Source organism: Flavobacterium sp. N2820 (genome assembly GCF_025947285.1).
Classification (GTDB): Bacteria; Bacteroidota; Bacteroidia; order Flavobacteriales; family Flavobacteriaceae; genus Flavobacterium.
This window is the reverse complement of the sequence record NZ_CP110008.1, coordinates 2,091,541-2,106,910: the sequence shown is the minus strand read 5'-3', so window position 1 is coordinate 2,106,910 and position 15,370 is coordinate 2,091,541. Positions and strand designations below refer to the sequence as shown.

11 protein-coding genes and 1 pseudogene are annotated in these 15,370 nt (G+C 33.1%); 8 read left to right on the top strand and 4 right to left on the bottom strand.

Annotated elements, in window-relative coordinates:
• Window positions 1-9 precede the first annotated feature (9 nt).
• From OLM52_RS10080 to OLM52_RS10065, 4 genes are all read left to right on the top strand, one after another.
• Complete coding sequence (locus OLM52_RS10080) at window positions 10-2,442, top strand: ribonucleoside-diphosphate reductase subunit alpha (protein WP_264548382.1); 2,433 nt, start codon at window positions 10-12, stop codon at window positions 2,440-2,442.
• Window positions 2,443-2,554: 112 nt separating this feature from the next.
• Window positions 2,555-2,779, top strand: coding sequence for a hypothetical protein (locus OLM52_RS10075; RefSeq protein ID WP_262319130.1), 225 nt, complete (start codon window positions 2,555-2,557; stop codon window positions 2,777-2,779).
• 44 nt (window positions 2,780-2,823) lie between these two features.
• Entirely contained in the window at window positions 2,824-4,167 is a 1,344-nt protein-coding gene (dgt, locus tag OLM52_RS10070; RefSeq protein WP_264550539.1) for a dGTP triphosphohydrolase, read from the top strand.
• Between the two features lie 89 nt (window positions 4,168-4,256).
• The gene (locus OLM52_RS10065; protein ID WP_264548381.1) at window positions 4,257-7,010 is read left to right on the top strand and encodes a T9SS-dependent M36 family metallopeptidase; all 2,754 of its coding nucleotides are present in this window, start codon (window positions 4,257-4,259) and stop codon (window positions 7,008-7,010) included.
• A 47-nt stretch (window positions 7,011-7,057) separates the two neighbouring features.
• On the opposite strand, the gene OLM52_RS10060 is transcribed toward OLM52_RS10065, so the two are convergent.
• Together OLM52_RS10060 and OLM52_RS10055 are read right to left on the bottom strand one after the other, a co-directional pair.
• Window positions 7,058-8,002 carry a DUF3078 domain-containing protein gene (locus OLM52_RS10060; RefSeq protein ID WP_264548380.1) on the bottom strand — a complete coding sequence of 315 codons (945 nt, stop codon included), beginning with the start codon at window positions 8,000-8,002 and terminating at the stop codon, window positions 7,058-7,060.
• Window positions 7,995-9,770: a 1-deoxy-D-xylulose-5-phosphate synthase gene (locus OLM52_RS10055; RefSeq protein ID WP_264548379.1), complete on the bottom strand. Its 1,776-nt coding sequence runs from the start codon at window positions 9,768-9,770 to the stop codon at window positions 7,995-7,997. Before OLM52_RS10055 ends, OLM52_RS10060 begins: the two co-directional genes overlap by 8 nt.
• A gap of 42 nt (window positions 9,771-9,812) precedes the next feature.
• On the opposite strand from OLM52_RS10055, the gene OLM52_RS10050 reads away from it, so the two are divergent.
• From OLM52_RS10050 to OLM52_RS10040, 3 genes are all read left to right on the top strand, one after another.
• On the top strand, window positions 9,813-10,253 hold the full coding sequence (locus tag OLM52_RS10050) for a nucleoside deaminase (protein WP_264548378.1): 441 nt from the start codon (window positions 9,813-9,815) through the stop codon (window positions 10,251-10,253).
• Between the two features lie 80 nt (window positions 10,254-10,333).
• Window positions 10,334-11,095: an SIMPL domain-containing protein gene (locus OLM52_RS10045; protein WP_264548377.1), complete on the top strand. Its 762-nt coding sequence runs from the start codon at window positions 10,334-10,336 to the stop codon at window positions 11,093-11,095.
• A gap of 22 nt (window positions 11,096-11,117) precedes the next feature.
• On the top strand, window positions 11,118-11,948 hold the full coding sequence (locus tag OLM52_RS10040; protein WP_264548376.1) for a hypothetical protein: 831 nt from the start codon (window positions 11,118-11,120) through the stop codon (window positions 11,946-11,948).
• A gap of 62 nt (window positions 11,949-12,010) precedes the next feature.
• Here the strand turns inward: OLM52_RS10040 and OLM52_RS10035 are convergent.
• Both OLM52_RS10035 and OLM52_RS10030 read right to left on the bottom strand, forming a co-directional pair.
• Window positions 12,011-13,560, bottom strand: a pseudogene (locus OLM52_RS10035) (Rne/Rng family ribonuclease).
• 326 nt (window positions 13,561-13,886) lie between these two features.
• Window positions 13,887-14,180 (bottom strand): HU family DNA-binding protein, encoded by a 294-nt coding sequence (locus tag OLM52_RS10030; protein WP_008254909.1) that lies wholly within the window; start codon window positions 14,178-14,180, stop codon window positions 13,887-13,889.
• 131 nt (window positions 14,181-14,311) lie between these two features.
• On the opposite strand from OLM52_RS10030, the gene mutY reads away from it, so the two are divergent.
• A complete protein-coding gene (gene mutY, locus OLM52_RS10025; protein ID WP_264548375.1) occupies window positions 14,312-15,361 on the top strand; it encodes an A/G-specific adenine glycosylase in 1,050 nt (349 codons plus the stop codon).
• The last annotated feature ends 9 nt before the right edge of the window (window positions 15,362-15,370 follow it).

Sequence of the window (15,370 nt, the reverse complement as noted above, 5' to 3'; positions counted from 1 at the left end):
TAAAAACGTATGTATGTAGTAAAAAGAGATGGCCATAAGGAGCCAGTAATGTTTGACAAAATCACCGATAGAATTAAAAAACTATGTTATGGATTAAATGACATGGTAGATGCTGTTAAAGTGGCAATGCGTGTAATTGAAGGATTATATGATGGTGTTACCACTTCTGAATTAGATAATTTAGCAGCAGAAACCGCAGCTTCCATGACGGTTACACACCCAGATTATGCGCAACTAGCGGCTCGTATTGCAATTTCTAATCTACACAAAAATACCAATAAATCATTCTCGGAAACGATGAGTGAAATGTACCACTATGTAAATCCAAGAACCAATCAAGAGGCGCCTTTGATTTCAGATGAGGTGCATGAAGTAATTCAAGCCAATGCAGAATTTTTAAATTCTCACATCATATATAACCGCGATTTTAATTACGATTACTTTGGTTTCAAAACTTTAGAGCGTTCGTATTTGTTAAGAATCAATGGAAAAATTGTGGAACGCCCACAACATATGTTAATGCGTGTTTCGGTTGGAATCCATTTAAACGATATGGAATCGGTAATTGAAACGTACGAATTAATGTCGAAAAAGTTCTTTACACACGCTACACCAACATTATTCAACGCAGGAACACCAAAACCTCAAATGTCATCTTGTTTCTTATTAACCATGAAAGATGATAGTATTGATGGAATTTATGACACCTTAAAACAAACGGCTAAAATTTCGCAATCAGCGGGAGGAATTGGCTTAGCAATTCACAATGTTCGTGCAACGGGTTCATATATTCGTGGTACAAACGGAACTTCAAATGGAATTGTTCCAATGTTGCGTGTTTTCAACGATACTGCTCGTTACGTAGATCAAGGTGGAGGAAAACGTAAAGGAAGTTTCGCTATTTACTTAGAAACTTGGCATGCTGATATTTTCGAATTTTTAGATTTGAAAAAGAACACGGGTAAAGAAGAAATGCGTGCAAGAGATTTATTCTTTGCCATGTGGACTTCTGACTTATTCATGAAACGTGTGGAAGAAGACACCACTTGGACGTTAATGTGTCCAAACGAATGTCCAGGTTTGGATGAAGTATATGGAGATGAATTTGAAGCTTTATATCTTTCATACGAAGCACAAGGAAAAGGAAGAAAAACCATTAAAGCACGTGAACTTTGGGAAAAAATATTAGAATCTCAAATTGAAACAGGAACACCATATATGTTGTACAAAGATGCAGCGAACAGAAAATCAAACCAAAAGAATTTGGGAACCATTCGTTCGTCTAATTTATGTACAGAAATCATGGAATACACTTCTGCAGACGAAATTGCAGTATGTAACTTGGCTTCTATTTCGTTGCCAATGTTTGTTGAAAACGGCGCATTCAATCATGAATTATTGTACAACGTAACAAAACGTGTAACACGCAACTTAAACAAGGTAATCGATAGAAATTATTATCCTGTTATTGAGGCAGAAAACTCAAACATGCGTCACCGTCCGGTTGGATTAGGTGTGCAAGGTTTAGCTGATGCTTTCATTTTGTTGAGAATGCCTTTTACAAGTGATGAAGCTAAAAAATTAAACCAAGAAATTTTCGAAACCTTATATTTCGCAGCCGTAACAGCTTCTATGGAAATGGCTAAAGAAGAAGGTCCATATTCAACTTTCGAGGGTTCACCAATTGCTAACGGAGAATTCCAACACAACCTTTGGGGATTAAAAGACGAAGAACTTTCTGGTCGTTGGGATTGGGCAAGTTTACGTAAAGAAGTAATGGCAAACGGAGTAAGAAATTCATTATTAGTAGCGCCAATGCCAACTGCTTCAACGTCTCAAATTTTAGGAAACAACGAAGCTTTTGAACCATACACTTCTAATATTTATACCAGAAGAGTACTTTCGGGAGAATTCATCGTAGTAAATAAACATTTGTTGAACGATTTAGTAGAAAGAGGATTGTGGAACGAAACCTTGAAGCAAGAAATCATGCGTCACAATGGTTCGGTTCAAAACATCGAAAGAATTCCATCCGATTTAAAAGAATTGTACAAAACGGTTTGGGAAATGTCAATGAAAGATATTATCGATATGAGTCGTCAAAGAGGGTATTTTATTGACCAATCGCAATCGTTGAACTTGTTTATGCAAGATGCAAATTATGCTAAATTAACTTCGATGCATTTTTACGCTTGGAAATCAGGTTTAAAAACCGGAATGTATTATTTAAGAACTAAATCTGCAGTTGATGCGATTAAGTTTACTTTAAATAACGATAAAAAAGCAGAACCAATCGAAGTACAAGAACAACCAATTGCTCAAAAATTAGAAGCTATTGCGGTTTTAGAAGAACCAGCAGAAATGACAGCTGAAGAATACAGAGCAATGATTGAACTAGCAAAAAATGCAGGTCCAGAAGATTGTGAAATGTGTGGTTCTTAATTAGAATATAGAATACGGAACATAGAATATAGAAAACAGTCGTCATTTGATGGCTGTTTTTGTTTTAAAAAATTGCATTTCAATTCGTACATTTGAAAAAAATAAACAGATTATGTCAAAAGATAAAAAAGGCGTTCACACAGGAATCATAGAAAAAGATGCAGACGGAAACTATTTCTGTGGCGAATATTTATTGGATTACCAATACACAGAAAAAAACTTCAAGTTAGGAGACGAAATCAACATCAAATCGGTTATTGTAAATCCGAGTGATAAAAGTTACAATCAGTATCCAAAAAAATCCAGAAATTTCTTCTTGGCAAACGAAAAAGAGTAAACTCTGAAATCAAAAATCTGCAATCTTCAATCTAGAATCTTATGATGCAATGGGAACAATTATTGTCTTTAAAAAGACAAGGCGACACCAGTAAACGCTTACGAAAAGAGCAAGATGACACACGATTAGGCTTTGAAGTAGATTATGACCGAATAATTTTTTCTGCTGCTTTTAGAAGTTTGCAAGATAAAACGCAAGTCATTCCACTTTCAAAAACTGATTTCGTGCACAATCGACTAACGCATAGTTTAGAGGTTTCGGTTGTGGGACGTTCACTTGGTCGTTTAGTTGGGAAGCAAATTATTTCCAATTATCCCCATTTACTAGAAGTTTATGGTTATCAGGCTAATGATTTTGGTGCAATTGTAGCTGCTGCGGCATTGTCTCATGATATTGGAAATCCACCTTTCGGTCATTCGGGCGAAAAAGCGATTGGCGAATATTTCAAAACAGGAAACGGATTGCAATACAAAGACCAATTAACTGAAAAGCAATGGCAAGATTTAATTGATTTTGAAGGGAATGCCAATGGATTTTCAGTTTTAGCAGCTTCTCGTGAAGGAATAGAAGGAGGTTTGCGTATTTCATATGCTACTTTGGGGGCTTTTATGAAATATCCGAAAGAAAGTTTACCAAAAAAACCTACACAGAAAATTTGTGATAAAAAATATGGTTTTTTTCAATCCGATAAAGCCTTTTTTGTTGAGGTTGCCAATGAATTAGGTTTGATTTCTAATAAATCAGGGAATGATATTGGTTTTGAACGCCATCCGTTAGCGTATTTGGTTGAAGCGGCTGATGATATTTGTTACACGATTATCGATTTTGAAGACGGAATTAACTTAGGTTTAATTTCGGAAGAATACGCATTGGAATACTTAATTAAATTAGTCAAAAACGGAATTGATACCAAAAAATATAACGAATTACTTACGAAAGAAGATAGAATCAGTTATTTGCGCGCATTAGCTATTGGAAGCTTAATCAATGATGCCGTGGCTGTTTTTATGGAAAATGAAAAAGCTATTTTAGCAGGAGAATTCCCGTTTGCATTAATGGATAAAAGTCAGTATAAAGCCCAAATGAACGACATCATCCAAATCAGTATAAAAAACGTATATCAAAGTAAGGAAGTAATTCACAAAGAGGTAATGGGTTACAAAGTAATTAATAGCCTGTTAGATGGTTTTTGTACGGCAACAAACAAAAAAGAAAACGGAACAGCCTCAAATTATGATGCTCTTTTACTGAAATTATTGCCTGAACGTTTTCAATTTCAAAGAGAGAATTTGTATGACAGATTGTTACATATTTGTCATTTCGTATCGTTGCTTACTGATGGAAAGGCTGTTGAGTTATTCAAAACAATTCAGGCAAACAAAAGTTAAAAACACAAAATAAAGATTAAAAAATTTTGAAAATTAGTATAAAGTGCTAATTTTGTTGATATTAAGCATAAACTAACCTATCATAAAATATGAAAAAACAATTACTACAATTATTTCTGTTAATCACTGCTTTAGGATTTTCCCAGTCTGATAGCTTGAAAATTCAAAATTACATTAATCAAAATAAGGAAAAATTAGGACTATCTACTTCTGAAACCAATCAATGGATTATTCAAAGTGAAACCAGTTCAGAAACCACCGGAATTGTTAACTATTTAGTTATGCAATCCTATAACAATATTAAAATTGATAATTCTTACATCTATTTTTGGATTAAAAAAGGTGAAATTATCAATGAACCAGAAGGATTTATAAACAATGTTTCTTCAAAAGTTAATACAGTTAATCCTGCTTTTGGAGTTGTTGAATCTTTTAATAAAGTTTTAAATAAACTGGGTGAAAACACGTTTTCAACAACAGTTCTTTCTTCTTCAAATAACAAATTTAAATTATCAAACGGAGAATTAGATCAGGATCCAATTAGAGCTGAATTGGTTTATTTTCCTAACCAAAATGGTGATTTAAGATTGTCATGGAGTTACGAATTTTATTCACAAAATGCGCAACATTTGTGGAAAATTAAAATTGATGCTACTTCGGGTGAAATCCTTGAAAAATATGATTTAGTACATAATTGTACTTTTGGTCCAAAAGGGATGAAGCACAATTGTTCTTCAAATGAAAATGTGGTAAACTTTTCAAAAGAAATGTTTAAATCAAGTTCTTTAGAGATGTTAACGCCAGGAACAACTAATTACCGAGTAATCCCTTTCAATTATGAAAGTCCAAATCACTCACCAAGAGTACTTATTGTTAACCCTGAAGCTGCAACAGCTTTAGCACCTTCAACAAATGCTGCATCTCCAAACGGATGGCACAATGCAAACGCTGCAATTGGAGGATCAACTCCAACGTATAATTTCACGAGAGGAAACAATGTATTTGCTTATGCAGATTTTAACAATGCAAATCCATCTTCTGCGGCGGCTATTGCTGGAATAACAACTTATGCACCGGCTTCTTCAGGAACTTATCCTAATTTAATTTTTGATCATGCTTATGGCGGAACAGGAGTAACAGCTTCTTCTTATATTAATGCGGCGACTACAAATTTATTCTACATGAATAATGTAATGCACGATTTATGGTACCAGTATGGATTTACAGAGACGAATAGAAACTTTCAATCTTCAAATTATGGAAGAGGTGGCTCTCAAGGAGATTATGTTTTAGCAGAATCTCAAGATGGATCTCAAGCTACTACTCCGAGTTTTAATAATGCAAATTTTGCTACACCATCAGATGGAAGTAGACCAAGAATGCAAATGTATTTATGGGATGTTGGTCCAACGCCTAAATTTTTAACGATTAATTCACCTGCTTCTATAGCTGGAGAATATAATGCAGCGAATAATGTTTTTTCACCTGGAAACGTGGCGTTAGTGCCTTCTCCTGGTGTTACACAAGATTTGGTATTGTATGATGATGGTACTCCTGAAAATGCTGATGCCTGTACTCCTGCGATAAATGCTGCAGCATTAAATGGTAAGATAGCTGTAATTAGAAGAGGGGTTTGTACGTTTGCTGAGAAAGTAAAATTTGCACAAAATGCAGGTGCTATTGCAGTAATAATAGTTAATAACGATACTGCTAATCCAGATCAACTTGTAAATATGTCTGGAGCTGATGCAACAATTACTATTCCAGCAATCTTTGTTTCTTACAATGTTGGAGAAGCAATTATTGCTGAAATGTTATTAGGAACAGTGAATGGTAAAATTAAAAATGATCCAACAGGATTTGTAAATTCTGATGGGGATTTTGATAATGGAATTATTGCACACGAATATACACACGGTATTTCTACAAGATTAGTTGGTGGTGGTGCTGGAATGGGAGGTTCTGCAGAACAACCAGGTGAAGGATGGTCTGATTGGGCATGGTTAATTATGCAAATTAAACCTGGAGATACAAGATTTGACGCTAGAGGTATTGCAACATTTGCTGTAAACCAGCCAGTTACTGGAAATGGTATTCGTGAATATAGATATTCAACGGATATGTCGGTAAACCCTCATACTTTTGGAGACACGAATACACAATGGTACACTGATGCAGCTACTAGTACAGATAGAGTAGATGTGCATGGATTAGGTTCTATTTGGTGTGTGATGTTATGGGATTTGACTTGGAATTATATTGATAAATATGGTTATGATCCAAATATTTATAATGGAACTGGTGGGAATAATAAAGTGATGCGATTAGTTTTAGATGCAATGAAATTAACACCTGCTAATCCTTCTTTAGTTCAATGTAGAAATGCCATAATCCAAGCTGACATAAATACAACTAATGGTGAAGATTACTGTATGATTTGGGAAACTTTTGCAAGAAGAGGTTTGGGAGTTAATGCTACTTCAGGAACTACTTTTGGTGTGGCTGGTGTTCAAGATCAGGTAGAAGATTTTACAACTCCAATACCAGGAAGTACTCCTGCAACCGGTTCAAATTGTACTTTATCAGCAAATAATTTTGAAACTTCTAATTGGATTAAAATTTACCCAAATCCAAATAATGGAATACTTAACGTTTCAATAAATAATTACTCAGGTAATTTGAATATTAATATTTATGATATTAATGGTCGAAATGTGTATACTAATTCTGAAGATTTTTCAGGAGATAAAATGATTAATCTTCAAGGACTTCAGTCTGGATTTTATATAGTTAAAATGGAAGCTGAAGGGTTATCTCACACAGAAAAAATAGTGCTACAATAAAAAAATAAAGTAAAAAAAGAGGCTCTGAAATTTCAGAGCCTCTTTTTTTAAAAATTATATTCAATTCCTACACCGAGTAATTGTTTGAGCTGAACTCTAGGTCCTTTAGTTACTTGAATACCCGCTTCTTCTTCTTTAAACTTAATGTCATCATCATAAAGCAAGTGAGTGCCAATATTAGCTTTTACATATTGATTTACTACCATCGCTAATTGCAATTGCCAGTCAACATCAATATTACCAAAATTGTTTATATAATCGGTATAAAGGCTAACTCTATGTTCTAAATTAATATTTTTATAAACTTCTTTTTTCCACTGATTCGTAATTAATATACCAACTTCTGTTCTGGTGTTTTTACCTTCTTTAATCAATACACCATTTATGTCGTAAATAGCTTTTTCCACACCAAATGCCCCTTGATTAGCCAAACGTTGGTCAAAAACAAGCGTTGTTTTATTGGTTAACGGAGATAAATAAAGGTTTAAATTCAAATCTTTTCTTGAATATTCAGACCCAATACCCAAGAATATGTATGCTGGAGCAAAAGGTTTTGAAATTGCTAAATCTGTATTTGGATATGCATAACCATTGGCAAACTGTGTATTGAAATTAAATTTTCCTGCATAATACCAATTTGAAATAGTGTCTTTTCGGTACCCAAAAGTAGAATTCAGTTGCAGCTGGTCATCCGTTTTTCTTACATCTTGTGATTCTTGTTTATTAATTCCATAACGTGCAATTAATTCGTTTTTCCAATTCAAATTTCCATTAGTGTAGGTTCTGATAAATTGTCCCTTTAAAAGACCAGAGACAGAATTGTTTCCTCCTGCGTTCCAGTTTACGAATGTAATTTGCGAAATGTCTAACCCAACTTTATTTTCTTTTGTCCAATTTGAAGTGGAGTCTGGTATCTCGGTTCTAATAATTTGAGAAAAGTTGTTTTGTGTGGTAAGGAGTAAAAACCCTATTAGGCAGGCTTTTTTAATCATGTGTAATAGTGTTAAATAATTGAATTAAGCTTTTAATGTCTATTTTGCAAAATTGTTGTTGCTCAAAAACCGTTCCATGTTCAATAAAAATATCTGGAATTCCCAAATTAATAATAGGTTTGTTTAAGTTGTTTGAAGCAATAATTGTATTAATTTGTACGCCAAAACCTCCCGTAATTACACCATCTTCTATTGTAATTATTTGGTCGTGAGTAGTTACAATTTTTTGAACAAAATCAATATCCAATGGTTTTATAAACGGAAAATGATAATGCGAAAATTGTTCTGAACGTTCAATTGTATTAAGTGCTTTTGTAACATTATTGCCAATAGTTCCTGTAGATAAAACAGCAACTTTACTTCCTTTTCTCAGTGTTGCTGCATTTCCAATTTCTATTTTTTCAAAAGGTTGTTGCCAATTTACGATTTCACCTCTTCCTCTTGGATAACGAATTGCTATAGGATGATTTAACCCTTCTGAAGCAGTAAACATGATATTTCGTAACTCTATTTCGTCTTTTGGAGCAGCAATAATTAGGTTTGGGATACAATTTAAATAAGCAATATCAAAAACGCCATGATGTGTTGCGCCATCTTCACCCACTAATCCAGCTCTGTCTAAACAAAAAATAACAGGTAAATTTTGCAAAGCTACATCATGAATTACTTGATCGTAAGCACGTTGTAAAAAAGTAGAGTAAATATTACAAAAAACCACCATGCCTTGCGTAGCCATCCCTGCAGCTAAAGTAACGGCATGTTGCTCTGCAATTCCTACATCAATTGCGCGTTTTGGGAAAGCTTCCATCATATATTTCATAGAACTTCCTGATGGCATTGCTGGCGTTATTCCAATAATTTTTTCGTTTTGTTTCGCTAATTCTACTAATGTGTGCCCGAAAACATCTTGAAATTTTGGGGGTAAATGCGATTCATCTTTCGGATGAATTTTACCTGTTTCGGCATCAAATTTTCCTGGCGCGTGATATTTCACTTGGTCTTCTTCTGCTAATTGTAATCCTTTGCCTTTGGTGGTAATGACGTGTAAGAATTTTGGACCTTTAACCGATTTCAATCGTTCTAATTCTAAAATCAATTTTGGTAAATCATGTCCATCAATCGGGCCCGAATAATCAAAATTCAATGATTTGATGATGTTATTTTGTTTTGGATTCTTACCTTCTTTTACAGCGGTCAAATAATTTTTCAAAGCGCCAATACTTGGGTCAATACCAATGGCATTATCATTTAAAATTACTAATAAATTGGCATCAGTAACTCCTGCATGATTTAAGCCTTCAAATGCCATTCCGCTTGCAATTGAAGCGTCACCGATAACCGCAATGTGTTGTTTGTTAAATTCGCCTTTTAAATTCGAAGCCACCGCCATTCCTAAAGCGGCCGAAATAGAAGTTGAAGAATGTCCCACTCCAAATGTGTCATAAATACTTTCGCTTCGCTTCGGGAACCCTGAAATTCCGTTTGATTCTCTATTTGTATGAAAAATAGCGCGCCTATCTGTTAAAATTTTATGTCCGTAAGCTTGATGACCGACGTCCCAAACCAACAAATCTTCCGGTGTGTTGAAAACATAATGCAGTGCAATCGTTAATTCTACAACACCTAAGCTTGCACCCAAATGCCCTTCTTTCTTCGAAACAATATCAATGATAAAGTCTCTCAATTCTTTGGCTAATTGAGGGAGTTGATTTTCAGGAAGTTTCCTTAAATCGATAGGGTTGTTAATTTTTGAAAGTAAATTTTTCATGACAGCACAAAAGTAAGAATTGGTTATCGTATTTTTGTACTTATGGAGAATATTTTTACCGATGAATATTTTATGAAGAAAGCCTTGCAAGAAGCCGAAGTAGCTTTTGAAAAAGGCGAAATACCAGTTGGAGCTGTTATTGTGATTGATAATAAAGTAATTGCTCGAACCCATAACTTAACCGAGTTATTACATGATGTTACTGCTCATGCAGAAATGCAAGCTATAACTAGCGCTGCGAATTTCATAGGCGGAAAATATTTGAAAGATTGTACTTTATATGTTACATTAGAACCTTGTCAAATGTGTGCAGGTGCTTTGTATTGGTCACAAATTTCTAAAATTGTTTTTGGTGCTTCCGATGAAAACAGAGGTTTTCAAAAAATGAGAACGCAACTGCATCCAAAAACCCAAGTAGTTTCGGGAGTTTTGGAAAAAGAATGTGCTGATTTGATGATTGCTTTTTTTAAAAGCAGAAGATAGTTTTTAAAGTGACTTAAAATTTCGTAACTTGGTATACCTTTTGATGTTGCATTAGAAAACAAACTAATCTTTTAAAAAGTATGGAAAGTAGATTAAAATCGACCTTAATTATTGGAATTTCAATAATTATTACAGCATTTATTTTAGGTTCGGCATTTAAAAATCGTAATGAAAACTTAGACACTATTTCCGTAATTGGATTAGGAACAAAAGATTTCGTTTCAGATGAAATTTTATGGTCGGGCAGTTTTACAACCAAGAGTTTTGATATTAAAGAAGCGTATAACAAGATGATTTCTGATCAAAAAATTGTTTCTGATTTCTTTTTGAACAAAGGTTTTAAGAAAGAAGAATTTACTTTTGGAGCGGTACAATTCAACAAACGTTTTAGAGAAGTCAGAACCGAAAACACGGAAGTAGCTTATCAAACCAAATACGAGCAAGTTTTTGATGGTTATGAAGCCACACAAACGATTTCTTTTTCAGCTAAAAAGAATCCAAGTTTAATGAAACGAATTGAAGAAGTATCCAGCAAAACATCTGAATTAATTAATTCGGGAATTGAATTGTCTTCTAATTCTATTCAATACACCTATTCTGATTTACCAAGTTTAAAGCATAGTTTGATTCAAAACGCGTCAAAAGATGCTAGTGAGCGTGCTCAAAAAATTGTAAAAGCGGCCGATGGAAGTTTAGGAAAATTAAAATCGGCAAGTATGGGTGTTTTCCAAATTACAGGCCAAGGTTCTACCGAAGAAGATAGCTACGGCGGAAACAACGATACATATAGCAAAAATAAAACTGCAAGAATTACTGTTCGATTGGAATATGAGTTGGATTAAGAAATCAATAAAGAATAAATTTATGAAAAGCATAATTCTTCTAATTGGAATTGTGCTTTTTTATAATTGCTCAGCTAGAAAAAAAGATAGTAAAGGAGATAATCCAAGTGAATCTATTGAAGAAATTATTCTTGAACCAAATTTATTTCATGAAAAGCTAAACGTTGACAGTCTGTTAAATTCACACAATGATGAAATTTTACAATTAAAAGAAAATGAATTTATCTATCCATTAGATTCAATAATAGATTCTGATTCTTCAAGAGTTATAGTTATTGGGAAATTTATAAATAAAAGTGATGTATTCGCTTTTGATATTTATGGAAATTGGCAAACACAAAATATTTATTTTTATAAATATGATGATAAATGGAAAAGAATAGAATCAGACGATTACAACTGGGATGTTTTGAGTTTTAATTTTCAAAATTTCAACTTTGATGAGGATAATGAGATTTTAATTAAAGGACATTATAACATGAATGGTAACCAGCAAAATACAATTTACAAATTTGATACAAAGACAAACAAATTTATAAAATCTTGTAGTTTATTTGCGACTGAATTATCCTATGATAATAATAAAAATTTGGTTTATTATAAGTACTTTGGTAGTTGGTATATGGAAAATATTCAGACCATTTATAAATGGAAAAACAACAAGTTAATATCTGAAAAAAGTGTTGTGAAACAATACAAAAACACTTCAGAATTGAATAATGGAAAAGAATGGATTCAATATTACGAAAATCCAACTCAAGATAAAGATACTTTAGTCTTAAAATTCAAAAAAACTTACAAAGAGAAAAACAAAAAATTGTATGATTTATGGGAGAATTTTTTTGAACAATAAAAAACAAAAAAACCGCTAATCTTTCGAGTAGCGGTTTTTGTTTTTACAGGATACATCCCATATTATTTTACTATAATTTCATTGCCTTCTTTGTCGAAGAAATGAAACTCTAGATACGTGTAAGCGTCACGAGGTATAATTTTCACCCATTTTTTATGTTCAAAAAACCATTTTGAACGTAATGATGGAAAACCTTTTGTAAGGTATGCTGCCACAAACGGATGTACGTTAAGTACAACTTTTTTATGGTCTTTTATAATGCGTTCAAGGTCAGTTGCAATTTTGTCAACGATTAAAATTGGAGCTTCAATTTCCCCATGTTCATTGTTTGGGTCTTCTTCTCTTGTTTTAATGTTTACTTCTGGTCTGACTCTTTGTCTAGTAATTTGAATTAATCCAAATTTGCTAGGAGGCAAGATTTTGTGCTTGGCCTTATCGTCACTCATTTCTTCTCTTAAGAAATCATATAAAACTTTGCGGTTTTCTGGATTTTGCATGTCAATGAAATCCACCACAATAATTCCGCCCATGTCTCTAAGTCTCAATTGTCGAGCAATTTCAGCTGCGGCAATCATGTTAACTTCAAGTGCAGTATCTTCTTGGCTTAGTGCTTTGCTTGAACGGTTTCCGCTGTTTACATCAATAACGTGTAACGCTTCTGTGTGTTCAATAATTAAATACGCACCTTTGCTCATGGAAACTGTTTTTCCAAAGACGTTTTTATTTGTCGTTCAATATGATATTTCTCAAAAAGAGGCGTGTCTTTTGACTGATAGTGTTTTACGATAGACACTTTATCCGGAGCTATTTCTTGCAAATACTCCTTCGTTTCTAAATACAAATCTTCGTCGTCTACATGTATACAAGAAAATGTATCGTTAAATACATCTCTCAATATAGAAGAAGCTTTGTTTAACTCTCCCAAAACTTTTGATGGGTGATTTGCAGTTTGTAATCGTCTGCTCATCGACATCCATCGTTCTAGAAGTGTTTGTAGATCTTTATCAAGTTCGGCTACTTTTTTGCCTTCGGCTACTGTTCGCACAATAACACCGAATCCTTTTGGTTTAATGGATTGAACCAGTCTTTTTAATCTGTCTTTTTCTTCTTTAGATTCTATTTTTTGAGAAACAGAAACTCGGTCTGAAAAAGGAACTAAAACCACGTATCTTCCTGCTAAAGAAATCTCAGAACTAATTCTGGGACCTTTTGTAGAAATAGGCTCTTTAACCACTTGAACTAAAATCGACTGATTTGGACTTAAAATATCCATAATTGATCCGTCTTTGTTGATTTCAGCTTCAAAAGGAAAATTTTTGAGTGAATAATCTTTTAATTTACCTGCGCTTACAAGTTTAATAAATTTCATCAAAGAAGGAAGATTTGGACCTAAGTCATGATAATGCAAAAAAGCATCTTTTTCATAACCTAAGTTTACAAAAGCGGCATTTAAGCCGGCAACGGGTTTTCGTATTTTGGCAATAAAAATATCACCAACCGCAAAATCGCTTTGTTTCTCTTCTTCTTTGTGTAATTCAATTAGTTTTCCATCTTTTAATAAGGCAAAATCTACAGCGTCTGAACCTGATCGAATAATTAATTCTTTGTTCATGCGGTACATTTTTATCTGTTTGTGCTGGGTGTTTGATGTTTTGATGCTGGCTGATTTGTTTCATCCCTCATCTAACATCGCTCATCTAACATTTTCACAGATGGATTAAATAATAATTTTACAGGATTTTTCCCGATAATCAATGTTGAATTGATTAATTTCAATGAACTTTTTTTCTAAAAAAGAAAAAGTAGTTTTAAACTACTTTTTCTTTTTATGACGGTTTGCTCTCGCTCTTTTCTTACGTTTGTGCGTTGCTACCTTATGTCTTTTTCTTTTTTTACCACTTGGCATAACATGTTGGTGTTTAGATTAATAATTTATTTTTATACTGTAACTTCTGTTTTTTCTTTAACGCTTTCTACAAACACTTTTGCAGGTTTAAATGCTGGAATGTTGTGTGCAGGAATTTTAATTGTAGTGTTTTTAGAAATGTTTCTTCCTGTTTTTTCAGCTCTTGTTTTGATAATAAAACTACCAAAACCTCTTAAATAAACATTATCACCAGTTTCTAATGAGTTTTTTACTTCTTCCATAAAAGTCTCAACAGTTGCTTGAACATCTCCTTTTTCAAGACCTAATTTTTCTGAAATTTTCGCTACGATATCTGCTTTCGTCATTTTCTTTCGTATTTAATATATTGTGTATTTTTTTGAGTTTGCAAATATAAGAATTAAAAAAACAATAAATCAATCATAATTGATTAAATTTTAATTACTAAAGATTTATTTTTGTTGTCCAATAAAAAAATATGGAATTTTCTAACTCTTTAATTCATTGGTATTTACAAAACAAGCGCGATTTGCCTTGGCGTAACACTACAAATCCGTACCTAATTTGGCTATCTGAAATTATGCTACAACAAACTCGAGTAGCACAAGGTTTGCCTTATTTTTTAGCTTTTACAGAAGCTTTTCCTACTGTTTTTGATTTAGCAAAAGCTGATGAAGAACAAGTTTTGAAATTATGGCAAGGACTAGGTTATTATTCCAGAGCTAGAAATTTACATGCCACGGCAAAATATATTGCTGTGGAATTGAATGGAAATTTTCCAGAGAATTATAAAAATTTATTACAGTTAAAAGGTGTAGGCGAGTACACTGCCGCCGCAATTGCTTCATTTTCTTATAATGAACCTGTTGCAGTTGTTGATGGAAATGTTTTTAGAGTATTGAGCCGATATTTTAATATTGATAGTGATATTTCGGATGGGAAAACGAAAAAGGAATTTCAAAATTTAGCACAAGAAGTTTTACCGTTAGATAATCCAGCACTTTTTAACCAGGCAATTATGGAGTTTGGTGCTTTACAATGTGTTCCAAAGAATCCAAATTGTGAGGATTGTATTTTTTCATCTTCATGTGGAGCTTTACAGCAAAAAAGGGTAGCGAAGTTACCTGTAAAGTCTAAAAAAACAAAAGTCAGTAATAAGTTTTTTAATTATTTAGTTTTAAAAGATGTTACAGGGAATTTTGTGGTTAAAAAGCGTGAAGGAAAAGGGATTTGGGAAAATTTATATGAATTTCCGTTGATTGAAACGGAGGAATTAGTTTCGGAACTTGATTTTATGAATCAGTTGGCTGAAATGGATTTTTTTGATCAAAAGCCGAATGAAATTTTTGTGTTACATCCGCAAATAATTCAGCATAAATTATCACACCAAAATTTATATATACGGTTTTTTCAACTAAATTTTGATGTAAAATTGCCTGATTCAAAATCACTTACAGAAATACAAAAGCTGCCTTTCCCAATTGTAATTCACAATTTTATGGCTTCAAATTATTTTAATTCGTTATAAATTATTACT

Bases quoted from the DNA above. Each gene is read 5' to 3' on its own strand.
- OLM52_RS10080 (WP_264548382.1), top strand. From the start codon at position 10: ATGTATGTAGTAAAAAGAGATGGCCATAAGGAGCCAGTAATGTTTGAC.
- OLM52_RS10075 (WP_262319130.1), top strand. From the start codon at position 2,555: ATGTCAAAAGATAAAAAAGGCGTTCACACAGGAATCATAGAAAAAGAT.
- dgt (WP_264550539.1), top strand. From the start codon at position 2,824: ATGCAATGGGAACAATTATTGTCTTTAAAAAGACAAGGCGACACCAGT.
- OLM52_RS10065 (WP_264548381.1), top strand. From the start codon at position 4,257: ATGAAAAAACAATTACTACAATTATTTCTGTTAATCACTGCTTTAGGA.
- OLM52_RS10060 (WP_264548380.1), bottom strand. From the start codon at position 8,002: ATGATTAAAAAAGCCTGCCTAATAGGGTTTTTACTCCTTACCACACAA.
- OLM52_RS10055 (WP_264548379.1), bottom strand. From the start codon at position 9,770: ATGAAAAATTTACTTTCAAAAATTAACAACCCTATCGATTTAAGGAAA.
- OLM52_RS10050 (WP_264548378.1), top strand. From the start codon at position 9,813: ATGGAGAATATTTTTACCGATGAATATTTTATGAAGAAAGCCTTGCAA.
- OLM52_RS10045 (WP_264548377.1), top strand. From the start codon at position 10,334: ATGGAAAGTAGATTAAAATCGACCTTAATTATTGGAATTTCAATAATT.
- OLM52_RS10040 (WP_264548376.1), top strand. From the start codon at position 11,118: ATGAAAAGCATAATTCTTCTAATTGGAATTGTGCTTTTTTATAATTGC.
- OLM52_RS10030 (WP_008254909.1), bottom strand. From the start codon at position 14,180: ATGACGAAAGCAGATATCGTAGCGAAAATTTCAGAAAAATTAGGTCTT.
- mutY (WP_264548375.1), top strand. From the start codon at position 14,312: ATGGAATTTTCTAACTCTTTAATTCATTGGTATTTACAAAACAAGCGC.